This window comes from Sphingomonas sp. GW821-FHT02B09, from assembly GCF_059421875.1.
Genome location: NZ_JBWKVV010000002.1, coordinates 1,087,928 through 1,111,198, shown reverse-complemented (window position 1 = coordinate 1,111,198; position 23,271 = coordinate 1,087,928). Strand labels below are relative to the sequence as shown.

The following is a 23,271-nucleotide window of genomic DNA, read 5'->3' as shown; positions in this document are numbered from 1 at the left end:
CCCGAAGGCAGCATGCCGCATCATGCTATGGCTCGCCCTCCTTGCCGCGCAGGCGGCCCCGTCCAGCCCGTGCCAGTACGATCGCGCACGTCTGTTGGCGCTGGATCAGAACGCATTCGATCAGGACATGACCGGCGGCTGGCGCAAGCTCGAAGAGGACGGCTGCGAGGCCGAGGCGGCCGACCTCGTGCGCGATTGGCGGATCGCGCATAACGCCAGAGACAGCATTCTATTTTGGCACGAGGGGCAGCTTCGCGCCGACCTCGGTCAGACCGAGAAGGCAATCGCGCTGTTTCGGCAATCCTACAAATCCGTGAAACAGGATCACGGAATGGGCTGGAACTTCTACGTCGACGGGACGATCGCCTTCCTGCGGCGCGACCATGCGGCATTCGACGCTGCCAAAACGAAGCTTGCGGCGCTGCCACGACCTGCGAACTTCACGTTCGAGGGACCGGACGGCAAACCGGTGTCGGTCAAATGGCCGCTCAACATGAACGTCTTGGAGGGATTAAACCGCTGCTGGGACAAGCCTTACAAGATCGCCTACGCGTGTGCGACGCCGCTGATGCGGATCAAGGCGCCAGAAACGAAGTGACGCAACATCCAGCGTGCAGGACGGGCGTCGGATATTAAAGTCCCGCGCCGAAATCAGGAAATGCGCTTCGAAAGAAAGAACCGTGCCTCGCCCGGCGGGTAATCGTCGATCCGGCCGAAGCAGCCGTAACCCAGCTTTTCGTAGAAGCCTCGCGCCTGGAAACTGAACGTGTCGAGCCACAGGCCGACACAATCCAGCCGCCTCGCCTCGGACTCGGCGGCGAGCATCAGCGCGCGGCCGTGCCCGTGCCCCCGCATCGATGCCGGCACCACCAGATACTGCACGAACAGCCAGCGATAGCTTACCATGCCCCACAAACCGCCGACGATCGAGCCATCGTCGGCGCGGATCACGATGGCGATCGGATGGCGTTCGGTCGGACCGACCGCGGCGTCGTTGAATGCGACCAGTGGCGTGAGAATCGCGTCGCGCTCCAAGTCTCCGGGCGCGGCGACGACCTCGATCACGCTTACTTCTTCCGCTTGAAATCCACGCTCACGACGTTCGAACCGTCCGCCGCGGGCGTGGCGGTCGGGCCGTCGTTCTCGGCCTCGTCATGCGGCTCGGGGCCGTCATCGGGATCCTCGGTCGCCTGGAAGCGCAGCTCGAAATTGACCGCCGGATCGTGGAAGCCGGTGATCGCCGAATAGGGGATCACGAGCTTCGACGGCACCTGGTTGAAACTCAGCCCGACCGAGAACTTCCGCTCGTCGACCAGCAGGTCCCAATAGCGGTTCTGCAGCACGATCGTCATCTCGTCCGGAAAGCGCTCGATCAAGCGCTGCGGGATGTCGACGCCGGGCGCCTGCGTCTTGAAGGTGATGTAGAAATGATGCTCGCCGGGCAGCCCGCCCGATTCGGCGACGGAGCCGAGCACGCGGCCCACGACGGCACGCAGCGCCTCCTGGACGATCTCGTCATACGGGATAAGGCTATCGGGAAGGCCGTCGGTCATGCCCCTTGGGTAGCGTATCGCCCGGTCGGGTCAAGATTGTGCGTGACGACGCACGCTCCTATGGGACGAGCCGACATGCGCATCGCCACGATCAACCGCTCCACCGCCGAAACGCGGATCGACGTCACCGTCAACCTCGACGGCACCGGCGTCTATTCGATCAAGACCGGCATCGGCTTCCTCGACCATATGGTCGAACAGCTCAGCCGCCACGGCCTGATCGACATCGACCTCAAGGTCGACGGCGACCTCCACATCGACGGCCACCACACCGTCGAGGATTCGGCGCTGGCGCTCGGCCAGGCGGTGGCGCAGGCGCTCGGCGACAAGCGGGGTATCCGCCGCTACGGCGACGCGCTCTCGCCGATGGACGAGACGCTGACCCGCGTCGCGCTCGACATCTCGGGGCGGCCATGGCTGGTGTGGAAGACCGCCTTCACCGTCTCGCGGCTCGGCGAGCTCGACACCGAACTGATCGAACATTGGTTCCACAGCTTCGCGCAGACCGCCGGTATCACGCTCCACGTCGAGACGCTGTACGGCAGCAACAACCATCACATCGTCGAGGCGGCGTACAAGGGCCTCGCCCGCGCGCTGCGCACCGCGGTCGAGATCGACCCGCGCAAGTCGGATGCCATACCCTCGACCAAGGGCGTGCTATGAGCGAGCCCTTCGTCCGCCCCGGCACCAATATGTGCGTCGTGTCGCTGACCTATGGCGACGATCTCGACGCGATCGACGCGGCGATGAGCGATCACGTCGACTGGCTGTCGGATGCCTATGCCAACGGGCTGCTGCTCGCCTCCGGCCGCAAGCAGCCGCGTACCGGCGGCATCATCATCGCGATCGGCGGCAAGACAGTGACCGAGGAGCTGATCGCCAAGGATCCGTTCGTCTCGCGCGGACTGGCGACGGCGGAGATCATCCCCTTCACCGCAAGCATGGCGGCGACGCCGCTCGCCGATCTGCTGTCATGACCATCGCGCTGATCGATTACGGCGCGGGCAACCTTCATTCGGTCGAGAATGCGCTGCGGGCGGCGGGGGCGACCGACCTGACCGTCACCGCCGATGCCGATGTGGTGGCAAAGGCCGACCGCATCGTGCTGCCCGGCGTCGGCGCGTTCGGCGCCTGCGCCAATGCGCTGCGCGGCGTGCCGGGGATGGTCGAGGCAATGGACCGCCGCGTCCGGCAGGAGGGCGCGCCCTTCCTCGGCGTCTGCGTCGGCATGCAGCTGATGGCCGATATCGGCGAAGAGATGGGCCAGCATCGCGGGCTCGGCTGGGTTAGAGGCCGCGTGCGCCGGCTCGAACCCGGCACGATGGAGGCCAAGGTGCCGCATATGGGCTGGAACGACGTGGTGCCGCTCGGCGCGCATCCGCTGGTGCCTGCGGGCGAGGCCTATTTCCTGCACAGCTATGCCTATGAGGGTGAGGACGTGATCGCGACCAGCGACCATGCCGGCCCGGTCACCGCGGCGATCGCCCGCGACACGATGCTCGGCGTGCAGTTCCACCCCGAAAAGAGCCAGCGCTACGGGCTGGCGATGCTTGCCAAATTCCTGGAGTGGCGGCCATGAGCCTCATCGTCTTCCCCGCCATCGACCTCAAGGGCGGTCAGGTCGTGCGCCTCGCCGAGGGCGATATGGATCGCGCCACCGTCTATGGCGACGATCCCGCCGCGCAGGCGATGCTGTTCGCCGAGGCCGGTGCGCAGCATCTCCACGTCGTCGACCTCGACGGCGCCTTCGCCGGCGAATCGGTCAACGGCGAGGCGGTGCGAAGCATCGTCGAGCGCTTTCCCGGCCACGTCCAGCTCGGCGGCGGCATCCGCAACCGCGCCAGCGTCGAGCGCTGGTTCGACCTCGGCGTCTCGCGCGTCGTGATCGGCACCGCGGCGCTGGAGGACCCCGATTTCGTCCGCGGCGCCGCGCGCGATTTTCCCGGCGGTGTCGTCGTCGCGGTCGATGCGCGCGACGGCATGGTCGCGACCAAGGGCTGGGCGGACGTCTCGACCACCAGCGTCGTCGATCTCGCGCGGCGGTTCGAGGATGCGGGGGTGGCGTCGCTGCTGTTCACCGACGTCGGCCGCGATGGGCTGCTAAAGGGCTGCAACGTCGAGGCGACGGTCGATCTCGCCCGCTCCGTATCGATCCCGGTGATCGCCAGCGGCGGCGTCAAGGGCATCGCCGAGATCCACGTCCTCGCGCTCCACGTCCGCGACGGCGTCGAGGGCGTCATCACCGGCCGCGCGCTGTATGACGGGCGGCTCGATCTCGCCGCCGCACTGAGCGTCGCGCAGGGAGCGGAATGATGATCGCGCGAAGCCGCGAAGACGCGACGATGTCCGGCGTGCGGACGCCGTGGCCTGTCATCGCCGAAGGCGGGATATGGTCTGCCGGCCACCAGCGCCTGCCTGGGGCACGCCCTCTTCGCGTCTTCGCGGCTTCGCGTGAACTCACCTGCTCAAGGGTTCCCGCATGACCGTTCGCGCCCGCGTGATCCCCTGTCTCGACGTCGCCAACGGCCGCGTCGTCAAGGGCGTCAATTTCGTCGAGCTGCGCGATGCCGGCGATCCGGTCGAACAGGCGCGCGCCTATGACGCCGCCGGCGCGGACGAACTCTGCTTCCTCGACATCACCGCCTCCCACGAGGATCGCGGCACGATCCTCGACGTCGTGCGGCGCACCGCGGCGGTATGCTTCATGCCGCTCACCGTCGGCGGCGGCGTGCGCAGCGCCGAGGACGCGCGCGCGCTGCTGCTCGCCGGTGCGGACAAGGTCGCGGTCAATTCCGCCGCGGTCGCCCGGCCCGAGGTCGTCGCCGACATCGCCGAACGGTTCGGCAGCCAATGCTGCGTCGCCTCGGTCGATGCGCGCCGCGTCGGCGAGCGGTGGGAGGTGTTCACGCATGGCGGCCGCCGCCCAACCGGGCTCGATGCGATCGACCACGCCCTCCACCTCGCGGAACTCGGCGCGGGCGAATTGCTGGTGACCTCGATGGATCGCGACGGCACCCGCAGCGGCTACGACCTCGAGCTGGTCCGCGCGATCGCCGACCGGGTCAGCGTGCCGGTGGTGGCAAGTGGCGGCGTCGGCGGGCTCGGCGATCTCGTCGCCGGCATCCGCGACGGCCATGCCAGCGCGGTGCTCGCCGCCTCGATCTTCCACTTCGGCGAGGCGAGCGTCGCCGATGCGCACGACGCGCTGGCGGCGGCGGGCATCCCGGTGCGGCGACCGGTCAAAGTTTAGGGCTTCCGCAAGGGTTTGCGGCGATGATCGGGGCATGTACGCGATCACCTTCCGCCACGATCTCAATCTGCTTGATATCCGCTGGACCGGCCTGTTCGATGAGGCCGGGGTCGACGCCTATGCGGACGAATTGCTGCGCCGCTTTCGCGAGGCAGGCTTCCGGATCGGCTATCGGCTGCGCATGGATATGAGCGGCTGCAGCGTCCAGCCGGTCGAGGCGGCGGCGGCGATCAACCGGCGGCTCGGCAACTTCCCGCGTGCCAGCCGCATCGCGATCGTCACCGGCAGCGCGATCACCCGCTTGCAGGTCAAGCGCTTCATGACCCAGCCCTATCTGCGCATCTTCGCCGCCGCCGGCGAGGCACTCGACTGGCTGGTGGCGGGCGACGGCGAGGTCGCCGCGGCATGATCGTGCCGACCGCCTCGTCGGTCGCCGGCGGCCATTCGGGGGTCGTCCATCGCAAGACCGGCCCCGAATGGTCCGACCTCGCATTGTTCGTCGTCGCGGCGATCGGCGTCTGGCTCGTGCGGCGCGCGTTGCGGCGGCGGTTCATCAAGAAGGATTGACCGGCCCCCACGTCCCGCGCCAAGCGGAGACATGGACCCGCTCGACCGCCTGGAAGCCACCATCCGCGCCCGCCGCGACGCCGCCGAGCCCGGCAGCTCCTATGTCGCCAGCCTGTTCGCCAAGGGCCGCCCCAAGATCGCGCAGAAGGTCGGCGAGGAGGCCACCGAGACGGTGATCGCCGCGCTCGCCGAACCGGACAAGCTCGCCTCGGAGGCGGCCGACCTCGTCTTCCACCTGCTCGTGCTGCTCGCCGATGCCGGGCTGGGACTGGACGACGTCCGCGCCGAACTCGCCCGCCGCGAAGGCGTGTCGGGCCATGACGAGAAAGCCGCGCGCTAGGAGGATCTATGCCGATCGACGCTACCCTGCCCTATGACGACCAGAACGTCTTCGCCAAGATCCTGCGCGGCGAGATCCCGTCGAAGCGGGTCTATGAAGACGATCATGCGGTCGCCTTCCACGACATCGCGCCGGTCGCGCCGCTCCACATCCTGGTGATCCCACGCGGACCGTATGTGTCGTGGGACGATTTCAGCACGCGCGCGTCGGACGCGGAGATCGCCGGCTTCGTCCGCGCGATCGGCCATGTCGCACGCGAGCACGGCCTCGTCGCACCGGGCTATCGATTGCTCGCCAATATCGGCGGCGACGCGGGACAGGAGGTGCCGCACCTCCACGTCCATCTGTTCGGCGGCAGGCCGCTGGGGCCGATGCTGGCGGGTTGATTCCGCGATGCATGCGTCCCCGCCACGGATGTGATCCCGGGTGCCGTCCCGAGATAAGGGATTGCACCTGTCCCATTTGGGGTTAGCATCGGTCGCTTCACCATGCGGCGGCGATCAACGACCGTGCGCATATGGGGGGAAGAGCTGCATGATTTTCGGGCGCGTCAAACCACTCGACGCCATTCTCGCCACCGCCGAAAAACGCGGGCTGCACCGCTCGCTCGGCGCGTTCCAGTTGACCATGTTGGGAATCGGCGCCGTCATCGGCACCGGCATCTTCGTTCTCACCTCCGAGGCCGCACAGAAGGCCGGCCCGGGCATGTTGCTGTCGTTCGTCGTCGCCGGCTTCGTCTGCGCGGTCGCCGCGCTCTGCTATTCCGAGCTGGCCTCGATGGTGCCGGTGTCGGGCTCGGCCTATACCTATTCCTATGCCGTCGTCGGTGAGATCCTCGCCTGGATGGTCGGCTGGGCATTGATCCTCGAATATGCGGTCGGCGCGAGCGCGGTCGCGGTCGGCTGGTCGAACCATGCGGTCGGGCTGCTGCGCGGTCTCGGCGTCGCCTTCCCCGCATCGATCAGCAACGCCGATGCGCTGATGGCGCATATGCAGATCGCCTTCGGCGCAACCCCGAACGTCGATCTGCAGACCGCGATGGCGGTCGGCGGCTGGGTCAACGTCCCCGCGGTGATCGTCGTCGGCTTCGTCACCTGGCTGCTCATCATCGGCACGACCGAGAGCGCGCGCGTCAATTCGGTGCTGGTGCTCATCAAGATCGCCGCGCTCACCGCCTTCGTCGCGCTGACCATCCCCGTCGCCAAGGCGACCAATTTCGACCCGTTCCTGCCGACGGGCGGCGTCGGCGTGTTCGGCGCGGCGGCCTCGATCTTCTTCGCCTATGTCGGCTTCGACGCGGTCTCGACCGCCGCCGAGGAGACCAAGAACCCGCAGCGCAACGTGCCGATCGGGCTGATCGGCAGCCTCGTGATCTGCACCATCTTCTACCTGCTCGTCGCCAGCGGCGCGATCGGCGCCATCGGCGCACAGCCGGTGACCACCGCCGGACAGGTGCTCGCACCGGGCTCGGCAGAGATGGCCGGTCGCTGCGCCAGCATCGTCGCAACCGGCGTCACCGAACCCCTGGTTTGTTCGAAGGAGGCGCTCGTCCACGTCCTCGACACGATCGGCTGGCCTGCGATCGGCCGCCTCGTCGGTCTTGCTGCGGTGCTGGCGCTGCCCTCGGTGGTTTTGATGATGATGTTCGGCCAGACGCGCATCTTCTTCACCATGGCACGCGATGGCCTGCTTCCCGAGAAGCTGGCGTCGGTGCATCCGAAGTTCCGGACCCCGCACGTCGTCACGGTCGTCACCGGCATCGCCGCGGCGATCGCGGCGGCGGTGTTGCCGGTCGGCAAGCTCGCCGATTATTCCAACGCGGGGACGCTGTTCGCCTTCTTCATGGTGGCGGTATCGGTGATGGTGCTGCGCAAGACCGATCCGGGTCGCAAGCGGCCGTTCCGCACCCCGGCGGTCTATATCGTCGCGCCGCTCGCGATCATCGGCTGCGTCGGCCTCTATCTCTCGCTGCCGCTGACCGCCAAGCTGGTGCTGCCGATCTGGGGCCTCATCGGGCTGGTGATCTATTTCGGCTACAGCCGCAGCCGGTCGTACGTCGGCCGCGGGATTTTCGACACCGTCGACGATCCGGCGATGCAGCCGGAGCGGGCGAAGCCGCTCGACTGATCCGGGAACAGGCTTTTCATGGGGCCGGGGGAGCGATCCCCCGGCCTTTTTCGTGCGTGCGAAGACGCGAAGAGGTCGCGTCCGGGGCGCATGGCCCGTTTTCCTAAACAGCAGAATGGGAGCGGGCCGCCGCCGCGGCCACCACATCTTCGGGGAGAGGTCGCGCGTCGGGCGGGTTCGTCTCGTACCGTTGATGCTGGTGAGGATCGCGCCCGCGGCGGGGATACCCCCTCTCCCGGCGGGAGAGGGGGACGTGGCTCAGCCGAGCTTGGCGGCGGCGAGCGCCTTCATGTCGACATTGGGGCGGGCGCCGAAGTGGCTGATGATCTCCGCGGCGCAGATCGCGCCGAGCTTGAGCGATGCTTCCAGCCCCTTGCCCTGCGCCTGGCCGTGCAGGAAGCCCGCCGCGAACAGGTCGCCCGCGCCGGTCGTGTCGACGACCTTGTCGATCGGCTCGGCGGTGACCTCGGCGCGGCTGCCGTGCTGGATCGCGCAGGCGCCAGCCTCGCCGCGCGTGACCACCAGCGTCGGCACCTGCGCCGACAGCTTGGCGACCGCCGCGTCGAAATCCTCGGTCTCGGCGAGTGCGGTCAATTCGCCCTCATTGGCGAACAGGATGTCGATCAGGCCGTTGGCGATGAGCTGGCGGAAGTCGCCGCCGTGGCGGCCGATGCAGAACACGTCGGACAGCGTGAAGGCGACCTTGCGGCCCGCCTTGCGTGCCGCCTCGATCGCCGCGCGCATCGCGGCGCGGGGCTCCTCGGGATCCCACAGATAGCCTTCGAGATACAGGATCGCCGCATCCTCGATCACCGACAGGTCGAGCGCCGCCTCGGGCAGGAATTGCGATGCGCCGAGGTAGGTGTTCATCGTCCGCTGGCCGTCGGGCGTCACGAAGATCAGGCAGCGCGCGGTGGTCGGCTGGCCGGGGCGCACCGCGGTGGCGAAATCAACGCCGGCGGCGCGGATGTCGTGCGCGAAGACCTCGCCGAGCTGGTCGTCGGCGACCTGACCGATGAACGCCGTGCGGCCGCCGAGCGCCGCGATCCCCGCGACGGTGTTCGCCGCCGATCCGCCCGACACTTCGCGGCCCGGCCCCATCTTGGCGTAGAGCGCATCGGCATCCTCGGGCGAGAACATCAATTGCATCGAGCCCTTGGCGACGCCGATCGAGTCGATGAAGGCGTCGTCGGCCTGGGAAAGCACGTCGACGATCGCATTGCCGATCGCGACCACGTCATATTTGGGCTGGGACAAGGATATAGCTCCGGGGAAAACGTAAAGGCCGTCCCTAGGGCCGGCACGCCCCCCACGCAACGTGGCGGTGGTTGACGCGCCCGCCCCCGCAAGCCACCCCGGCACGATGTTGCGCGCTCTCACCCTCTCGATTGGCCAGCTCGGCCAGCCCGCCATCCTGCGCGTGCTCGGCAAGTCGCTGCTGGTGACGCTGGCGATCTTCGCCGTGCTGGGCGTCGGGCTCTACCTCGGCCTGCGCGCGCTGCTTGCGGCATGGGTCGGCGCATGGGGCGACGGCCTTGCCGGCGCGGCGGCGGTGGTGCTGATCGGGCTTGGCGCGTGGCTGCTGTTCCGGGTCATCGCGGTCGCGGTGCTCGGCGTGTTCGGCGACGAGGTGGTCGCCGCGGTCGAGGCGCGCCATTATCCCGCCGCGCACGCCGCCGCGCGCCCGGTGCGCCTCACCCGGTCGCTGCGCATGGGGCTCGGCTCGGCGGGGCGGGCGGTCGCGGTCAACCTGCTGATGGTGCCCGTCTATCTGGCGCTGCTGTTCACCGCGGTCGGACCGGCGATCGCCTTCTTCCTCGTCAATGCGCTGCTGCTCGGCCGCGACCTCGGCGAGATGGTGGCGAGCCGCCATATGGACGATGCGACGATGCGGGGCTGGCGCGAGGCGACGCGGGCGCAACGGTTCGTACTGGGGCTTGTCGGCACCGGGCTGTTCGTGGTTCCGCTGGTCAATCTGGTCGCGCCGATCCTCGGCGCGGCGATGGCGACGCATCTGTTCCATGCGTCGCGACGGGGGAAGCGCGCATGAAGGCACTGGCGGCATTGGCACTTGCGCTGTTGGCGGGCGCCTGCGCCGCGCCGGGCGCGGTCGCGCCGGCGGTGACGAGCCGCCCGGTCGTTCCCTATACCAGCGCCGGCCTGGAACGCGTGATCGGCCAGGACGAAGCGGGGCTGGTGACGCTGTTCGGCAAGCCCGACGCCGACATCCGCGAGGGCGCCGCGCGCAAGCTCCAGTTCGCGGGGCCGATCTGCGTGCTCGACGCCTATCTCTACCCCAAGGGATCGGAGGCGCCGCGCGTCACCTATCTCGACGCGCGCGAGCCCGACGGCAGCACGATCGACCGCGCGAGCTGCGTCGCCGCGCTGGTCCGACGCGACGGCGGAAAATAGGTCAGCATGCGTTCAACGTGGACAAGTTGAACACCTTAATGGAAACGATCACCCCCTATCGTTTCCGTTTTTGCACCAATGAGACAGAGCGGGTCGATTGCCCGCCTGTTACCGTATCGACCATATGTAGGACAGCGCGATCATTTTTCCTTTAGTAACCAAGTAGTTATGCCGGGATCGTTGCAATTGCCCGGGCCGTCGTTACTGCACGGTGAAGGATAGATCGCCCGGCCGCCAATTGACCCGGCGTGCCCATAGCGAGGCGATCGGACGGCCGTCCGCACCGATCGCTGGCCGAAACCGGGCACGTTCCATCACCAGCCGGCAGGTGGTCTCCTCGAAGGCCTTGTCACCCCCGGACATATAGACCTCGCACTTCTTCACCGCGCCATCGACCCCGATGACCAGCCGGATTCCGACGAGGCCGCCGGCGCCTTGATGTCCCTGCTTCTCGGGATAATCCGACGACCTGAACCAGCGCGAGACGTCGTTCGCCGGTTCTGGCGCCGATCGCTGCCGCCGCATCTGGGCAAGATCCACGCCCCATCCCTTCACCAGATCATCGGCGCAGGCGTCGAGCGCCGCGAGCGGAGCCTTCATCATGCCGAGGTCGAGCGCCAACCGGTAGCCGCGGACGAAAGCCACGCTCAGAACTGTCGGCTTGCCTTGGCTCACGTCACTACGCAGCGCCTTGGGAAGATCGACGTCCGTGTGGAACCGGATGCTGCCAAGCAGGCGTTCGTCCGCGGCAACGCCCCGCGCATGCATGCCCGGCACCTGCGCGACAGTGGAGGTACCGACCGCCACGGGAACCTCTTCCCGCGTGGTCGGCATTTCCCGGCCGCCGAGCGCCATCACGAGCTCGTCGATATCGTTGGCGCGGGCCAATTGCAGGGTGACCAGATGCCGGCCTTCACCGAAACTGCGGATCAGCCGGCAGTCGCCGGACGCATAGTCGATCTGCCACTTGGAGCTCGGCGCCAGCGGCTTCGGCAGTTCTTGCGCCGCGGCGTCGCCGTGCACGAGCGCCAAGGTTACCAGCACCGGCACTATCCGCCCGATACGCACTTTCCCGCCCCGCTCTACGCAACAACAGTAAAATATCCATTGGTGCCACGAGAGTCAACTCACTGTCACAACACCATGATTTTCAAAGGTATCTTGATATCGGATCAAATTCGAGACTGAGCACGATTGGTAACGATCTTTCCTATGCTCGCCTCTCGCCTCATTCAGAGAGGCGGGTGGATCATGTTGATTGCATTGCCGGGCGCGCTGCTTTCGCCCGGACAGACTGCGGGCACGGCTGCATTTCCCAAAGCACATTGATCTGTGTAGGCCTACCCGGCCCTCTTGCCCGCTCGCGCGGCAGGCCGTTCGACCGGATGCCAGTCTGACGATAGATACTATTCCCGACAGCGACTCCCGACAGCGACAGTTACAATGTCGCTGTCGTAGACGCCGAGATGACCGGTTCGCCCTGTACGGGGCGTCGCCATGTTTCGCGTCATTTTGGCAAGACGGCCATCGTAATCGACCGGCGATTATCGCAGCCGACCCACCGCCCAGCCCGCCGCCTCCGCCACCACCGGGTCGGCATCGTCGCGCAGTCGCTCCAGCACCGGCAGCAATGCCGGCGCACCGCTGTTGCCCGCGGCGATCGCCGCGTTGCGGACCATGCGGTTGCGGCCGATGCGCTTGATCGGGGAGCCCGCGAATACCTGGCGGAAGTCGGCGTCGTCGAGCGCGAGCAGGTCGGCGAGCGCCGGTACGGTCAGTTCCGCGCGCGGCTGGAACGCCATGTTCGCCGCCGCCGTCGCCGCGAACTTGTTCCACGGGCAGACCGCTAGGCAATCGTCGCAGCCGTAGATGCGGTTGCCGATCGCGGCGCGGAATTCGTGCGGGATCGGGCCGGCATGCTCGATCGTGAGATAGGAGATGCACCGCCGCGCATCGAGCCGGTAGGGCGTGGGAAAGGCGTCGGTCGGGCAGGCACGCTGGCAGGCGTCGCACGAACCGCAACTGTCGCGCCCCGGCGTATCGGGCGCAAGGTCCAGCGTCGTGTAGATCGCGCCGAGGAACAGCCAGCTGCCATGCGCGCGGCTGACCAGATTGGTGTGCTTGCCCTGCCAGCCGAGCCCCGCCGCCTCGCTGAGCGGTTTCTCCATCACCGGCGCGGTGTCGACGAACACCTTGAGGTCGCAGCCCGCCTCCTGCGCCAGCCAGCCGCCGAGCGCTTTCAGCGCCTTCTTGACGACGTCGTGGTAATCGCCGCCCTGCGCATAGACCGAGATGCGACCGCGCTCCCCCTCCCCCGCCAGCCGCAGCGGATCGGCGGCCGGGGCGTAGCTCATGCCGAGCGCGACGATGCTGCGCACCTCGGGCCACAATCCGGCGGGCGAGCCGCGATGATGCGCGCGCTCCTCCATCCAGATCATGTCGCCGTGGCGGCCTTCGTCCAGCCATTCGCGCAGCCGCGCGGCGGTTTGCGGCGCGGCGTCGGCGCGCGCGAAGCCGCAGGCGACGAAGCCGAGTTCGGCCGCCTTCGCCTTGATCCGGCGCTCGATTTCGGCTTGCTGCTTGTGTTGGGACACGTCCGCCCGCTACCACAGGCGCCACGGCAACACACGCATCCCGTTCGGGATGGGTGGCGCAGCCTGGGGCGGACGGGGGACGGGTGTTTGGCTGACGATCTGGCGGTGTTCGCCGAGCATCTGGTGAAGCGCTTCGGCGAACGGCGCGTCGTCGACGGCATCGATCTCGCAGTGCCGCGCGGTGCGATCTACGGCGTGCTCGGCCCCAATGGCGCGGGCAAGACGACGACGCTGCGCACCTTGCTCGGGATTATCGAGCCCGACGAGGGGCGCCGTTCGGTGCTCGGCCATTTCGCGCCGCGCGAGGCGAGCGACCGCGTCGGCTATCTGCCAGAGGAACGCGGCCTGTATCCGTCGATGAAGGCGCGCGACGCGATCGCCTTCATGGGCGCGCTGCGCGGGCTTGACCGGCGCACCGGGCGTATGCGCGCCGCCGAGCTGATGGAGGCGGCGGGACTCGGCCATGCGGTCGACGAGAAGATCAAGAAACTGTCCAAGGGCATGGCGCAATTGGTGCAATTGCTCGGCTCGGTAGTGCATCGCCCCGATCTGCTGGTGCTCGACGAGCCCTTCTCCGGGCTCGATCCGGTCAATCAGGAGAAGCTGGAGGCGCTGATCCTCGCCGAGCGCGACCGCGGCGCGACGGTGCTGTTCTCAACGCATATCATGGCGCATGCCGAGCGCGTCTGCGACCGGCTGGCGATCATCGCCGGGGGCAAGCGGCGGTTCGAGGGGACGGTGGACGATGCGCGCGGCACGCTACCGAGCCGGGTGCGCTATCTGCCGACGCGGCCCGATGCCGCCATCGCCGAAGTGCTGCCGCATGACGCGGTGCCGGACGGGGCCGGCTGGCGCTTCCAGCTGCCGGCAGAGGGAATCGAGGGGTTGCTGGTGACGCTGATCGACCGCGGTTATGGCATCGGCGGGCTGTCGATCGAACGGCCCGGGCTGCACGACGCCTTCGTCCGCATCGTCGGCAAGGCCGCCGACGCAGGAGACGCGGCATGAGCAACGCGGTTCGCACCTTCCGTCAGGCGCTGACCATCGCGCGGCGCGATTTCGTCGCGACCGTGTTCACGCCGGTCTTCCTGCTGTTCCTGCTCGCGCCGGTGCTGCTCGGCTCCTTCTCGGCGATCGGCGGCATCGGTGCGGCTAGCGTCGCGGACAGCCGCGCCGACAAGTCGCGGATCGTCGCGATCCTGCCCGATACGACGGCGCGGACGATGGCGGCGGCGGACACGCGGCTGCGCACCGCCTTCCGCCGCGATGACGAGGCGCCGCCGGTGCTCGTCACCCAGCGGCCCGATCGCGACCCCGCCGCACAGGCGCGCGCCGCCTTCGCCAGCGACGCGTTCGAGGCGAGCGCGGTGCTCTACGGTCCGCTCGACCGGCCGCAGGTGCTGTACGGGCCGCGCGGCGGGCGGGCGGCGGATTATCTCGCGCTGCTCGCCGCCGAGACGATCGCGGCGGACCGGCTGGGCGGCGTGGTGCCGCGGATCGCCGCGACCAAGACGCCGACCGAGCGGCCGCGGGGATCGGCCGGCAATCGCCGCCAGTCCGCCTCGTTCGCGGTGTTCGGCGTGTTCCTGCTCAACCTGTTCCTCGCCAGCCAGGTGGTCGGCACGATGGCCGAGGAACGCAACAACAAGGTGATCGAGGTGCTCGCCGCCGCGGTGCCGCTGGAGAGCGTGTTCCTCGGCAAGCTGCTCGGCATGTTCGGGGTCGCGGTGCTGTTCGTGGTGTTCTGGGGGACGATCATCTCGCGGCTCGGCATGCTGCTGCCGCCCGAGGTGGCGTCGTCGCTGGCGATCCAGGCGGCGGTCGGCATGCCGGCGTTCGTCGCGCTGTTCCTCGTCTATTTCACGATGGCCTATCTGCTGCTCGGCTCGGCGTTCCTCGTGGTCGGCGCGCAGGCGTCGACGCCGCGCGAGATCCAGATGCTCGCACTGCCGATCTCGATCGTGCAGATGGGGATGCTGGCGCTGGCGCTCGCCGGTACCAGCCGCCCGGACAGCTGGGTCGCCACCGCGGCGCAGCTCTTCCCACTGTCGTCGCCGTTCGCGATGGCGGGCCGCGCCGCGACCTCGCCGGAATGGTGGCCGCATGTCGCCGCGATCGCGTGGCAATTGCTGTGGGTGACGATCTTCATCACGCTCGGCGCGCGGTTGTTCCGGCGCGGCGTGCTGCAATCGGGGAGCGCCAAGCCGTTCTGGAAGCGCCGGACAGGCTGATCGCGTCGTCCGGGGCGGGCTGCCACCGGCCCGGGACGAGGATATTCACGCAGATGACGCGCTTGTCATCACGCCTACGTCACCGCGTCACACGCGCGAGCCTAGAGAAGGTTCCAGCGTGAGGGGAGTGGGACGATGCGGCGGATACCTGGGGTCGTGATGTTGGCGGCGGTGCTGCTGGTCACCGGTCTCGCCGAGCCCAAGTCGGTGATGGCGGTGGAGCGCAACGTACTCCACGCCGCCCCCGCCGCCGGGCCCGTCACCTTGCTGTCCTACAATGTCGAAGGCCTGCCCTGGCCGCTGACCCATGGCCGCGGCGCCGCCGCCGCGTCGATCGCCGCCGAGCTGCGCGCGATGCACGATCGCGGCGACGGGCCGCAGGTGGTCGCGGTGCAGGAGGCGTTCGGCGACGCGCAGAAGGCGATCGGCACCAATGCGGGGTATCGCTACGTCGCCTATGGCCCGAGCGCCGACGAGGCGGGTGCCCCGGCGACGACGCCGGCCGAACGCGCCTTCCTCGCCAAGGCCAGCCTGTGGCATGGAGAGACCGAGGGCGCGCGCGAGGACAGCGGGCTCGCCATCTTCTCCGACTATCCAATCGTCTGGGCCAAGCGCGTCGCCTATCCGCGCTTCGCCTGCGCGGGCTACGACTGCCTCGCCAACAAGGGGATGCTGGCGGTGGCGCTGCGCGTGCCCGGCCGTACCGCGCCGCTGGTGGTGGTCGACACGCATCTCAACGCGCGTGCCGCCTCGGGCGTCGGCAGCGACCGCAGCCTGTTCGCCTATCAGCGCCAGGCCGATGCGCTGCGCGCGTTCATCGGTTCGGTCGGCGGCGATGGCGCCTCGGTGGTGCTCGCCGGCGACTTCAACGTCGGCAACGATCCCGCACGCCAGGCCTATCTGGCGCAGGCGCTGGTCGGCGGCGACGGCCTGACGATCGCCGCGTCGGAGACCGCCTGCGGCGCCTCGTGCCGGGCGATCGCGCCGACGCCGACGCTCGCGCACGCCAAGACCGTCGTCGCCTATCGCGGCACGATCGCCGCCGAGGGGCAGACGCGCAGCTTCGGGACGCTCGCCGACGGCGACCGGCTGTCGGATCATATCGGCGTGATGCGCAGCTTCGGCCTCGGCGCCTGATCCGGCCGGCGGGGTGACGCGTCCGGGCGATTACCCAAACCGATTCGTCACCCCGGACTCGTTCCGGGGTCCACCGGGCCGCAGGGTCGTGGCTGGAGCCTCAAGCCGTTCTCCCCGCCGCGGAGTGGACCCCGGAACGAGTCCGGGGTGACGGAGTGGGGATCCGCACCCTGCGACGTTCCCGCTCCGGCGGGGGATGCGGGGTGCCGTGGGGGTATCTATATCCCGGTAATGGTTCACGATCCTTCCCGCCGCTCGCTTCTGTCGCTCGCCGCCGCCGGTATCGCCGGGGCGGCGCTATGGGGCTGCCGCAGCGCGCCCGCCGCCGCCGCCGAGCGCTTCCCCGTCGCGATGAGCGATGCCGCGTGGCGCAAGAAGCTCGGCGATCAGGCCTGGGCGGTGCTGCGTCACGAGAGCACCGAACGGCCGTTCAGCAGCCCGCTCAACGACGAGCATCGCGCCGGCATCTTCGCGTGCAAGGGCTGTGCGCAGCCCGCGTTCTCGTCGAAGACCAAGTTCGAGAGCGGCACCGGCTGGCCGAGCTTCTACGCGCCGCTGCCGCGCGCGGTGGGAACGCGGGTCGACGGCTCGTTGATGATGCAGCGGACCGAAGTGCATTGCAGCCGCTGTGGCGGCCATCTGGGCCATGTCTTCGACGACGGACCGAAGCCGACCGGGAAGCGCTATTGCATGAACGGCGTGGCGATGACGTTCCGGGCGGCCTGAGAGGCGACCGACCCGCCGTCATCCCGGCGAACGAGACGCACCGGCCCCTCTCATACCGTCATCCCCGCGGAGGCGGGGATCCAGACGCGCGGGTCCCCGCTTGAGCGGATACGTCAGCGTATATGGATCCCCGCCTCCGCGGGGATGACGGCTTTCTTGGGGAGAGCGAACCTCTGCCCCGTACTTCCTGCTTACCGGCCCGCGACCGGAACCACCGGCACGGCGGCCGCGGTGGCGATGATGCTGGTGTCGACGGCGGCGTCGCTCGCAGGAGCGGCATCGGTATCGAGGGCGGGGGCATGGCCCGAATAGATGAAGCCGTTGGTCGGATAGCTCGACGTGCCGAGACCGCCGTTGGGACCGTACCAAACCTTGACCTCGCTCCAGTCGCCCGCCGCCGAGACGTCGATCGCGCGGACGTTGCGCTCGATGCCGCCGGGGCGCGACCAATTGGCGTGGGTCAGCAGCACTTCGCGGTCGCTGACGACCTGCGAGACCATCGCGACGTGACCGACGCGCATGCGGCGGGTCGACTGGAAGGCGAGCACCGCGCCGACCTTGGGCGCATGGCCACGTTCGTAGCGGCCGGCGGCCTGGCCCCACCAGGTATTGGCGTTGCCGTGCAGGTCGATGCCCGAAATTTCGCGGGCATAAGGCGCACATTGCCAGAACTGCGCGAACGCAGGGGTCGCCGCCATCAGGGCGCAGGAGAACACCAGCGCAAAACGCGCTGCCAACGTCTTCACAGTCATTTGCTGACCCCCCGGTCAAAACCCGTTCGTCGAGGATGTCGCTAGCCGGGGGTTCGAAAATCTCCAATGGCCGCAGGAACCATAAGAGACGAACGGTGTTGCGGCGCCGATGAGACGACGGAATGCGTCCGAAGGCTTGTCCCTTTATCGGGAATGAACGGCATAAAATCGTGGAATCGGGCTGATTTCCTGCCCTTTATCGACGCGGTCGCGGCGGTGACGATCGATAGACCGGGATCGTGAGGCTCGGTCCGTCACCGCATGGACACCGTCACCCCGGACTCGTTCCGGGGTCCACCGGGCCGCAAGCGTCACAGCTGCCCTTCCTGTCGTTCTCCTCGCCGCAGGGTGGACCCCGGAACAAGTCCGGGGTGACGGGGTGGGCTTGGCTCCCTTGCGACCAATCCAGTATGGCCTCGCCCAAGAGCGCAACCGTACTTTTTAGAATTTCGGGTTTGCAGCGCTCGCCACTCCGCATTACCTCTCGGGCAACGAAATGGCAGTGGAAGCGACATGGCTCTCGATCCCGAAACCTTCGATGCGCTGATCGACACCGTGCGGCGGTTCGTCGCCGAACGGCTCCGTCCGCTCGAGGCGGAGGTCGAGGCGGCGGACGCGATCCCCGAGGCGGTGGTCGCCGAGATGAAGGACATGGGCCTGTTCGGCCTGTCGATCGCCGAGGATTATGGCGGGCTCGGCCTCAACATGGTCGAGGAATGCCGCGTCGCGATCGAGATGGGGCGGACGACGCCCGCCTTCCGCTCGGCGTTCGGCACCAACGTCGGCATCGGCAGCCAGGGGCTGGTGATGGCGGGCAGCGCCGAACAGAAGGCCGAATGGCTGCCGAAGATCGCCAGCGGCGAGATCGTCACCAGCTTCGCGCTCACCGAACCCGATGTCGGCAGCGATTCGGGATCGGTGAAGACGCGCGCGGTCCGCGACGGCGACGTCTACCGGCTATCCGGGACGAAGCGCTACATCACCAATGCCGATCGTGCGCAGCTGTTCACCGTGATGGCGCGCACCGGTGAGGAGAAGGGCGGCCGCGGCGTCTCCGCCTTTCTCGTGCCGAAAGACCTGCCGGGGATCACGATCGGCGAGCCCGAGAAGAAGATGGGGCAGAAGGGCGCCAAGGTCGCCGACGTGCATTTCGACGACGTCCCCGTCCCCGCCGCCAACCGGCTCGGCGCGGAGGGCGAGGGCTTCAAGATCGCGATGCGCGTGCTCGACCGCGGCCGGCTGCATATCAGCGCGGTCTGCGTCGGCGTCGCCGAGCGACTGATCGCCGACAGCGTCGCTTATGCCGGCAGCCGCACGCAATTCGGTCAGCCGATCGCCAGCCACCAGCTGATCCAGGGCATGATCGCCGATATGAAGACCGAGGCTTTGGTCGCGCGGGCGATGGTGATGGAGACCGCGGCGGCGAAGGATCGCGGTGACGATGTCGTGCTCGAATCGGCGGCGGCGAAATATTTCGCCAGCGAGATGGTCGGCCGCGTCGCCGACAAGGCGGTGCAGATCTATGGCGGTGCCGGTTATATCGCCGATTACGGTATCGAGCGGCTGTATCGCGACGTCCGCCTGTTCCGCATCTACGAAGGCACCAGCCAGATCCAGCAGGTCATCATCGCCCGCGAGACGATCAAGCGCGGCGGGTGAGGTTTGTGAGGCGGTACGGCGCCCTCCCCTCCATCGTCATCCCCGCGCAGGCGGGGATCCAGACGTGCGGTCCCTGCTTGAGCCGGGCCGTCAGCGTTTATGGATCCCCGCCTGCGCGGGGATGACAGAAGCCCGGGCTGGGCAGACACAATCATCGTCACCCCAAAGCGGGGACGATCCATTTGGAGAGAGACATATGGACACCAACACCCTGTTCCGGCTCGACGGCCGGGTCGCGCTGGTCACCGGCGGCAGTCGCGGTATCGGCAAGATGATCGCGGCGGGCTTCGTCGCGCAGGGCGCCAAAGTCTATATCTCGTCGCGCAAGGCCGACATCTGCGAGGCCGCAGCCGAAGAGCTCGGGCCGAATTGCATCGCGCTGCCGCAGGACGTCAGCACCGTCGCCGGCTGCAAGGCGCTCGCCGCGCAGCTCGTTGAGCGCGAGGAGCAACTCGACATCCTCGTCAACAATGCCGGCGCGGCCTGGGGCGTGCCGTTCGAGGAGTTTTCGGAGGCCGGCTGGGACAAGGTGATGGACCTCAACGTCAAATCCCCCTTCTTCCTGACGCAGGCGCTGCACGGGCTGCTCAAGGCTTCGGGGTCGCGGGAACGGCCGGCCAAGGTCATCAACATCACCTCGATCGACGGCCAGCGGCTCAATGCGTGGGAGACGTACAGCTATCATGCGTCGAAGTCGGCGCTGATCTTCCTCACCAAGCGGATGGCGGCGCGGCTGGTGCGCGACGGCATCAACGTCACTTCAATCGCACCCGGCGCCTTCCCGAGCGACATGAACAAAGCCGCCCGCGACCATGGCGACGCGATCGCGCGCGGTATCCCGGCGGGCCGGATCGGGGTGGACGAGGATATGGCGGGCGCGGCGATCTATCTCGCCAGCCGCGCGGGGGATTATGTGGTGGGCGAGACGATCACCGTCGACGGCGGGCTGGTCCATGCCGCGCTGGGGACGAGCATCGACGCCTAGACGCGACCGACGCGCATCACCCTCACCCTCCCGGCGCTTCGCGCCTCCTTCCCTCTCCCGGCGGGAGAGGGAAAAGACGCCGAAGGCGGCGAAGGGTGAGGCCGAGCCGCACCCCGCCCTGCGATTATCGCGCGATGCCGCCCGCGGCGAGCACCGCCAGCGTCACCAGCTCGCTCGCGGTCGAGGTCATCGGCGCGATCTGCACCGGCTTCTCCATGCCGATCAGCATCGGCCCGATGACGCTGTCGCCACCCAGTTCGCGCAGCAATTTGGCGGAGATATGCGCGGATTGCAGCCCCGGCATGATGAGGATGTTCGCCGGACCGGACAGGCGCGCGAACGGATAATTGGCGAGCTGGCGCGGGTTGAGCGCGACGTCGGGCGGCATCTCGCCTTCATATTCGAAGCCGACGTTGCGCCCGTCGAGCACCGACACCGCCTCGCGGATATTGTCGACCCACGCGCCCTTCGGGTTGCCGAAGGTCGAATAGCTCAGCATCGCGACGCGCGGTTCGTGGCCCATGCGGCGCGCGACCTGCGCGGTCTGTTCGGCGAAATCGGCGAGCTGTTCGCCGGTCGGCCGTTCGTTCACCGTCGTGTCAGCGATGAAGACGGTGTGGCTCTGGCCGACGAGGACGTGGATGCCGAACGGGGTGCGCCCCGCCTCGGGATCGATCACGCGCTTCACCTGCCGCATCGATTCGGCCCAAGTGCGGGTGATGCCGGTGATCATCACGTCTGCCTCGCCCAGTTGCAGCAAGGCCGCACCGAAGACGTTGCGATCCTGGTTGATCATCCGCTCGACGTCGCGGCGCAGATAGCCGCGGCGCTGCAACCGGCTGTAGACGAAATCGACCATCTTCGGGACGAGCGGCGAATGGCGGCTGTTGTGGACCTCATACTCCTGCGGATTGGCGACGCCGAGCGCCTTCAACCGGTCGTAGACGTCGTCGCGGCCGACCAGCACCGGCGTGCCATAGCCGCCTTCCTTGAACGAGATGGCGGCGCGCAGCACCACCTCTTCCTCGCCCTCGGCGAACAGCACGCGCTTCGGCCGCGCCCGCGCGCCCTCATAAGCAAGGCTGAGCACCGAGGTGGTCGGGTTCAGCCGCGCGCGCAGCGTCTGGCGATAGGCGTCCATGTCGAGGATCGGCTTGATCGCCACCCCCGAATCCATCGCCGCTTTGGCCACCGCCGACGGCACCAGCTCCATCAGCCGCGGATCGAACGGCGACGGGATGATATATTCGGGGCCGAAGCTGTGCTGCACGCCGTAAGCGACCGCCACTTCCTCGGGTACGCGCTGGCGGGCGAGTTCGGCGATCGCATTGGCGGCGGCGATCTTCATCGCATCGTTGATGCCGGTGGCGCGCACGTCGAGCGCGCCGCGGAAGATGAAGGGGAAGCAGATCACGTTGTTGACCTGGTTCGGATAGTCCGACCGGCCGGTGGCGACGATCGCATCGGGGCGCGCCGCCTTGGCGAGCTCGGGGCGGATCTCGGGCTCTGGATTGGCCATCGCGAAGATGATCGGCGACGGCGCCATATGCTCGACCATCTCGGGCTTGAGCGCGCCCGCGGCGGACAGGCCGAGGAACACGTCCGCGCCCTCCAGCGCCTCGGTCAGCGTGCGCTTAGTCGTATTGGCCGCATGCGCCGACTGCCACTGGTTCACGTCGTCGCGACCCTGATAGATGACGCCGGTCTTGTCGCACATGATGACGTTGTCGTGGCGCACGCCCATCGCCTTCATCAGCTCGGTGCAGGCGATCGCCGCCGCGCCCGCGCCGTTGACGACGAGCTTGACGTCGGCGAGGCGGCGGCCGGTCAGCAGGCAGGCGTTGATGAGCCCCGCCGAGGCGATGATCGCGGTGCCGTGCTGGTCGTCATGGAAAACCGGGATGTTCATCCGCTCGCGCAGCGTCTGCTCGATGATGAAACATTCGGGCGCCTTGATATCCTCGAGGTTGATGCCGCCGAAGGTCGGCTCCATCAGCTCGACCGCGTCGATGAAGCGGTTGACGTCCTCGGTCTTCAGCTCGATGTCGATCGAGTCGACGTCGGCGAAGCGCTTGAAGAGCACCGCCTTGCCTTCCATCACCGGCTTGGACGCGAGCGCGCCGAGATTGCCCATGCCGAGGATCGCGGTGCCGTTGGAGATGACGGCGACGAGATTGCCCTTGGCGGTATAGTCATAGGCCATCGCGGGATCGTCGGCGATCGCCTGCACCGGCACGGCGACGCCGGGCGAATAGGCGAGCGCGAGGTCGCGCTGCGTCGCCATCGGCTTGGACGCGATGATCTCGATCTTGCCGGGCCGTCCCTCGGAATGGAACAGGAGCGCCTCGCGCTCGGAGAATTGGACGGACGCTTCGTCGGACATGGGACCTCGCTGACGGGCTGACGCTACGGCTCTTGACCGGTTCGGGCCGGGCTTTCAACCCGCGGCGGTAGGGGTTATGTTGCTGGCATGACGCCCGAGGCACAGATACCGCCCCGTAATGCGCGCCGACCGACGCGCGACGACTTCGTTCGGGCGAAGGCTGGCTATGCGTCGGGATACGGCGTCGATCATGTCGTAGTCGGCGAATGGCTGCGGACCTGGGGCGAGCCGGGCCAGGTGCCTTTCGCGGAATGGCTTGCGCAGCAGGATGGCTAGCGTCATCTGGCGCCAAGAGGCGCTCGATGAGCTTGATGCGATCATTGTCTACATCAAAGGTTTCGATCCGAGCGCTGCCGTGAGAACCGGTGGCCGTCTGATCGCTCTCGGGCAAAGCCTGGTTGATTTTCCTCGACGGGGACGACCGATGGGCGACGGCCTACGGGAGCTGACCTCGGTACCGCCGTATATCATTCGCTATCACGTCGTGGACGAGGCCGTTCACATCCTTTCCGTCCGCCACGGCGCCCGTCTTCTGGATTGACCCTTCCCCGATGA

The 23,271-nt window shown here is 67.9% G+C and carries 28 protein-coding genes; 21 read left to right on the top strand and 7 right to left on the bottom strand.

Features of this window, described 5'->3' with window-relative positions; translation table 11 throughout:
- Positions 1 to 22 precede the first annotated feature (22 nt).
- Entirely contained in the window at positions 23 to 598 is a 576-nt protein-coding gene (locus AC07U4_RS13195) for a hypothetical protein (protein WP_495195672.1), read from the top strand.
- A 53-nt stretch (positions 599 to 651) separates the two neighbouring features.
- Here the strand turns inward: AC07U4_RS13195 and AC07U4_RS13190 are convergent, their stop codons facing one another.
- Together AC07U4_RS13190 and AC07U4_RS13185 are read right to left on the bottom strand one after the other, a co-directional pair.
- Entirely contained in the window at positions 652 to 1,065 is a 414-nt protein-coding gene (locus AC07U4_RS13190; RefSeq protein ID WP_495195671.1) for a GNAT family N-acetyltransferase, read from the bottom strand.
- A 2-nt stretch (positions 1,066 to 1,067) separates the two neighbouring features.
- A complete protein-coding gene (locus tag AC07U4_RS13185; protein WP_038662873.1) occupies positions 1,068 to 1,553 on the bottom strand; it encodes an SspB family protein in 486 nt (161 codons plus the stop codon).
- A gap of 75 nt (positions 1,554 to 1,628) precedes the next feature.
- Here AC07U4_RS13185 and hisB point away from each other — a divergent pair, with 75 nt between their 5' ends.
- The 10 genes from hisB to AC07U4_RS13135 all read left to right on the top strand — a co-directional run bounded on the left by hisB (position 1,629) and on the right by AC07U4_RS13135 (position 7,837).
- Positions 1,629 to 2,216 (top strand): imidazoleglycerol-phosphate dehydratase HisB, encoded by a 588-nt coding sequence (hisB, locus tag AC07U4_RS13180; RefSeq protein WP_038662876.1) that lies wholly within the window; start codon positions 1,629 to 1,631, stop codon positions 2,214 to 2,216.
- A complete protein-coding gene (locus tag AC07U4_RS13175) occupies positions 2,213 to 2,530 on the top strand; it encodes a YciI family protein (RefSeq protein WP_495195670.1) in 318 nt (105 codons plus the stop codon). The genes hisB and AC07U4_RS13175 overlap by 4 nt, the downstream gene beginning before the upstream one ends.
- Positions 2,527 to 3,132 carry an imidazole glycerol phosphate synthase subunit HisH gene (gene hisH, locus AC07U4_RS13170; protein ID WP_495195669.1) on the top strand — a complete coding sequence of 202 codons (606 nt, stop codon included), beginning with the start codon at positions 2,527 to 2,529 and terminating at the stop codon, positions 3,130 to 3,132. Before AC07U4_RS13175 ends, hisH begins: the two co-directional genes overlap by 4 nt.
- Positions 3,129 to 3,866: a 1-(5-phosphoribosyl)-5-[(5-phosphoribosylamino)methylideneamino]imidazole-4-carboxamide isomerase gene (hisA, locus tag AC07U4_RS13165; protein ID WP_495195668.1), complete on the top strand. Its 738-nt coding sequence runs from the start codon at positions 3,129 to 3,131 to the stop codon at positions 3,864 to 3,866. The genes hisH and hisA overlap by 4 nt, the downstream gene beginning before the upstream one ends.
- Positions 3,867 to 4,032: 166 nt before the next feature.
- Positions 4,033 to 4,803: an imidazole glycerol phosphate synthase subunit HisF gene (gene hisF, locus AC07U4_RS13160; protein ID WP_038662889.1), complete on the top strand. Its 771-nt coding sequence runs from the start codon at positions 4,033 to 4,035 to the stop codon at positions 4,801 to 4,803.
- A gap of 34 nt (positions 4,804 to 4,837) precedes the next feature.
- Complete coding sequence (locus tag AC07U4_RS13155; RefSeq protein WP_495195667.1) at positions 4,838 to 5,212, top strand: STAS/SEC14 domain-containing protein; 375 nt, start codon at positions 4,838 to 4,840, stop codon at positions 5,210 to 5,212.
- Positions 5,209 to 5,370, top strand: a complete 162-nt coding sequence (locus AC07U4_RS13150) for a hypothetical protein (RefSeq protein WP_169742546.1) — start codon at positions 5,209 to 5,211, stop codon at positions 5,368 to 5,370. Before AC07U4_RS13155 ends, AC07U4_RS13150 begins: the two co-directional genes overlap by 4 nt.
- Positions 5,371 to 5,401: 31 nt before the next feature.
- Positions 5,402 to 5,710: a phosphoribosyl-ATP diphosphatase gene (locus AC07U4_RS13145; protein WP_495195666.1), complete on the top strand. Its 309-nt coding sequence runs from the start codon at positions 5,402 to 5,404 to the stop codon at positions 5,708 to 5,710.
- An 8-nt stretch (positions 5,711 to 5,718) separates the two neighbouring features.
- Positions 5,719 to 6,096, top strand: coding sequence for a histidine triad nucleotide-binding protein (locus tag AC07U4_RS13140; RefSeq protein ID WP_137899359.1), 378 nt, complete (start codon positions 5,719 to 5,721; stop codon positions 6,094 to 6,096).
- Positions 6,097 to 6,244: 148 nt separating this feature from the next.
- Entirely contained in the window at positions 6,245 to 7,837 is a 1,593-nt protein-coding gene (locus tag AC07U4_RS13135; RefSeq protein WP_038662902.1) for an amino acid permease, read from the top strand.
- Positions 7,838 to 8,095: 258 nt separating this feature from the next.
- On the opposite strand, the gene AC07U4_RS13130 is transcribed toward AC07U4_RS13135, so the two are convergent.
- Positions 8,096 to 9,094, bottom strand: a complete 999-nt coding sequence (locus AC07U4_RS13130) for an adenosine kinase (protein WP_495195665.1) — start codon at positions 9,092 to 9,094, stop codon at positions 8,096 to 8,098.
- A 106-nt stretch (positions 9,095 to 9,200) separates the two neighbouring features.
- Here AC07U4_RS13130 and AC07U4_RS13125 point away from each other — a divergent pair, with 106 nt between their 5' ends.
- Positions 9,201 to 9,887: an EI24 domain-containing protein gene (locus AC07U4_RS13125; protein WP_495195870.1), complete on the top strand. Its 687-nt coding sequence runs from the start codon at positions 9,201 to 9,203 to the stop codon at positions 9,885 to 9,887.
- On the top strand, positions 9,884 to 10,249 hold the full coding sequence (locus AC07U4_RS13120) for a hypothetical protein (RefSeq protein ID WP_038662910.1): 366 nt from the start codon (positions 9,884 to 9,886) through the stop codon (positions 10,247 to 10,249). The genes AC07U4_RS13125 and AC07U4_RS13120 overlap by 4 nt, the downstream gene beginning before the upstream one ends.
- A 201-nt stretch (positions 10,250 to 10,450) precedes the next feature.
- Here the strand turns inward: AC07U4_RS13120 and AC07U4_RS13115 are convergent, their stop codons facing one another.
- Together AC07U4_RS13115 and queG are read right to left on the bottom strand one after the other, a co-directional pair.
- The gene (locus AC07U4_RS13115) at positions 10,451 to 11,293 is read right to left on the bottom strand and encodes an energy transducer TonB (RefSeq protein WP_495195664.1); all 843 of its coding nucleotides are present in this window, start codon (positions 11,291 to 11,293) and stop codon (positions 10,451 to 10,453) included.
- Positions 11,294 to 11,793: 500 nt separating this feature from the next.
- On the bottom strand, positions 11,794 to 12,843 hold the full coding sequence (gene queG, locus AC07U4_RS13110; protein WP_495195663.1) for a tRNA epoxyqueuosine(34) reductase QueG: 1,050 nt from the start codon (positions 12,841 to 12,843) through the stop codon (positions 11,794 to 11,796).
- A gap of 87 nt (positions 12,844 to 12,930) precedes the next feature.
- Between queG and AC07U4_RS13105 the strand changes: the two genes are divergently transcribed.
- The 4 genes from AC07U4_RS13105 (at position 12,931) to msrB (ending at position 16,937) form a co-directional block, all read left to right on the top strand.
- Positions 12,931 to 13,851: an ABC transporter ATP-binding protein gene (locus tag AC07U4_RS13105; protein WP_495195662.1), complete on the top strand. Its 921-nt coding sequence runs from the start codon at positions 12,931 to 12,933 to the stop codon at positions 13,849 to 13,851.
- Positions 13,848 to 15,074: an ABC transporter permease gene (locus AC07U4_RS13100; protein ID WP_495195661.1), complete on the top strand. Its 1,227-nt coding sequence runs from the start codon at positions 13,848 to 13,850 to the stop codon at positions 15,072 to 15,074. The genes AC07U4_RS13105 and AC07U4_RS13100 overlap by 4 nt, the downstream gene beginning before the upstream one ends.
- A 135-nt stretch (positions 15,075 to 15,209) precedes the next feature.
- On the top strand, positions 15,210 to 16,211 hold the full coding sequence (locus tag AC07U4_RS13095; RefSeq protein ID WP_495195660.1) for an endonuclease/exonuclease/phosphatase family protein: 1,002 nt from the start codon (positions 15,210 to 15,212) through the stop codon (positions 16,209 to 16,211).
- 231 nt (positions 16,212 to 16,442) lie between these two features.
- On the top strand, positions 16,443 to 16,937 hold the full coding sequence (gene msrB, locus AC07U4_RS13090) for a peptide-methionine (R)-S-oxide reductase MsrB (protein ID WP_038662923.1): 495 nt from the start codon (positions 16,443 to 16,445) through the stop codon (positions 16,935 to 16,937).
- A gap of 191 nt (positions 16,938 to 17,128) precedes the next feature.
- On the opposite strand, the gene AC07U4_RS13085 is transcribed toward msrB, so the two are convergent.
- Entirely contained in the window at positions 17,129 to 17,689 is a 561-nt protein-coding gene (locus AC07U4_RS13085; protein ID WP_495195659.1) for a CHAP domain-containing protein, read from the bottom strand.
- A 513-nt stretch (positions 17,690 to 18,202) separates the two neighbouring features.
- Here AC07U4_RS13085 and AC07U4_RS13080 point away from each other — a divergent pair.
- Together AC07U4_RS13080 and AC07U4_RS13075 are read left to right on the top strand one after the other, a co-directional pair.
- Positions 18,203 to 19,348 (top strand): acyl-CoA dehydrogenase family protein, encoded by a 1,146-nt coding sequence (locus AC07U4_RS13080; RefSeq protein ID WP_495179178.1) that lies wholly within the window; start codon positions 18,203 to 18,205, stop codon positions 19,346 to 19,348.
- A gap of 196 nt (positions 19,349 to 19,544) precedes the next feature.
- Positions 19,545 to 20,333: an SDR family oxidoreductase gene (locus AC07U4_RS13075; protein WP_495195658.1), complete on the top strand. Its 789-nt coding sequence runs from the start codon at positions 19,545 to 19,547 to the stop codon at positions 20,331 to 20,333.
- Positions 20,334 to 20,457: 124 nt separating this feature from the next.
- On the opposite strand, the gene AC07U4_RS13070 is transcribed toward AC07U4_RS13075, so the two are convergent.
- Positions 20,458 to 22,716, bottom strand: a complete 2,259-nt coding sequence (locus AC07U4_RS13070) for an NADP-dependent malic enzyme (RefSeq protein WP_137899347.1) — start codon at positions 22,714 to 22,716, stop codon at positions 20,458 to 20,460.
- An 87-nt stretch (positions 22,717 to 22,803) separates the two neighbouring features.
- Here AC07U4_RS13070 and AC07U4_RS13065 point away from each other — a divergent pair, with 87 nt between their 5' ends.
- Both AC07U4_RS13065 and AC07U4_RS13060 read left to right on the top strand, forming a co-directional pair.
- On the top strand, positions 22,804 to 22,992 hold the full coding sequence (locus AC07U4_RS13065) for a hypothetical protein (protein ID WP_038662940.1): 189 nt from the start codon (positions 22,804 to 22,806) through the stop codon (positions 22,990 to 22,992).
- The gene (locus tag AC07U4_RS13060) at positions 22,985 to 23,257 is read left to right on the top strand and encodes a type II toxin-antitoxin system RelE/ParE family toxin (RefSeq protein ID WP_495195657.1); all 273 of its coding nucleotides are present in this window, start codon (positions 22,985 to 22,987) and stop codon (positions 23,255 to 23,257) included. The genes AC07U4_RS13065 and AC07U4_RS13060 overlap by 8 nt, the downstream gene beginning before the upstream one ends.
- The last annotated feature ends 14 nt before the right edge of the window (positions 23,258 to 23,271 follow it).

What these genes read in the sequence shown, in the direction of transcription:
- AC07U4_RS13075 (WP_495195658.1), top strand. Translation starts at nt 19,545, where the DNA reads ATGGACACCAACACCCTGTTCCGGCTCGACGGCCGGGTCGCGCTGGTC.
- hisF (WP_038662889.1), top strand. Translation starts at nt 4,033, where the DNA reads ATGACCGTTCGCGCCCGCGTGATCCCCTGTCTCGACGTCGCCAACGGC.
- AC07U4_RS13080 (WP_495179178.1), top strand. Translation starts at nt 18,203, where the DNA reads ATGGCTCTCGATCCCGAAACCTTCGATGCGCTGATCGACACCGTGCGG.
- AC07U4_RS13195 (WP_495195672.1), top strand. Translation starts at nt 23, where the DNA reads ATGCTATGGCTCGCCCTCCTTGCCGCGCAGGCGGCCCCGTCCAGCCCG.
- AC07U4_RS13125 (WP_495195870.1), top strand. Translation starts at nt 9,201, where the DNA reads ATGTTGCGCGCTCTCACCCTCTCGATTGGCCAGCTCGGCCAGCCCGCC.
- AC07U4_RS13185 (WP_038662873.1), bottom strand. Translation starts at nt 1,553, where the DNA reads ATGACCGACGGCCTTCCCGATAGCCTTATCCCGTATGACGAGATCGTC.
- AC07U4_RS13150 (WP_169742546.1), top strand. Translation starts at nt 5,209, where the DNA reads ATGATCGTGCCGACCGCCTCGTCGGTCGCCGGCGGCCATTCGGGGGTC.
- msrB (WP_038662923.1), top strand. Translation starts at nt 16,443, where the DNA reads ATGGTTCACGATCCTTCCCGCCGCTCGCTTCTGTCGCTCGCCGCCGCC.
- AC07U4_RS13175 (WP_495195670.1), top strand. Translation starts at nt 2,213, where the DNA reads ATGAGCGAGCCCTTCGTCCGCCCCGGCACCAATATGTGCGTCGTGTCG.
- AC07U4_RS13145 (WP_495195666.1), top strand. Translation starts at nt 5,402, where the DNA reads ATGGACCCGCTCGACCGCCTGGAAGCCACCATCCGCGCCCGCCGCGAC.
- AC07U4_RS13100 (WP_495195661.1), top strand. Translation starts at nt 13,848, where the DNA reads ATGAGCAACGCGGTTCGCACCTTCCGTCAGGCGCTGACCATCGCGCGG.
- AC07U4_RS13140 (WP_137899359.1), top strand. Translation starts at nt 5,719, where the DNA reads ATGCCGATCGACGCTACCCTGCCCTATGACGACCAGAACGTCTTCGCC.
- hisA (WP_495195668.1), top strand. Translation starts at nt 3,129, where the DNA reads ATGAGCCTCATCGTCTTCCCCGCCATCGACCTCAAGGGCGGTCAGGTC.
- AC07U4_RS13065 (WP_038662940.1), top strand. Translation starts at nt 22,804, where the DNA reads ATGACGCCCGAGGCACAGATACCGCCCCGTAATGCGCGCCGACCGACG.
- hisB (WP_038662876.1), top strand. Translation starts at nt 1,629, where the DNA reads ATGCGCATCGCCACGATCAACCGCTCCACCGCCGAAACGCGGATCGAC.
- hisH (WP_495195669.1), top strand. Translation starts at nt 2,527, where the DNA reads ATGACCATCGCGCTGATCGATTACGGCGCGGGCAACCTTCATTCGGTC.
- AC07U4_RS13120 (WP_038662910.1), top strand. Translation starts at nt 9,884, where the DNA reads ATGAAGGCACTGGCGGCATTGGCACTTGCGCTGTTGGCGGGCGCCTGC.
- AC07U4_RS13085 (WP_495195659.1), bottom strand. Translation starts at nt 17,689, where the DNA reads ATGACTGTGAAGACGTTGGCAGCGCGTTTTGCGCTGGTGTTCTCCTGC.
- AC07U4_RS13135 (WP_038662902.1), top strand. Translation starts at nt 6,245, where the DNA reads ATGATTTTCGGGCGCGTCAAACCACTCGACGCCATTCTCGCCACCGCC.
- AC07U4_RS13060 (WP_495195657.1), top strand. Translation starts at nt 22,985, where the DNA reads ATGGCTAGCGTCATCTGGCGCCAAGAGGCGCTCGATGAGCTTGATGCG.
- AC07U4_RS13070 (WP_137899347.1), bottom strand. Translation starts at nt 22,716, where the DNA reads ATGTCCGACGAAGCGTCCGTCCAATTCTCCGAGCGCGAGGCGCTCCTG.
- AC07U4_RS13095 (WP_495195660.1), top strand. Translation starts at nt 15,210, where the DNA reads ATGCGGCGGATACCTGGGGTCGTGATGTTGGCGGCGGTGCTGCTGGTC.
- AC07U4_RS13155 (WP_495195667.1), top strand. Translation starts at nt 4,838, where the DNA reads ATGTACGCGATCACCTTCCGCCACGATCTCAATCTGCTTGATATCCGC.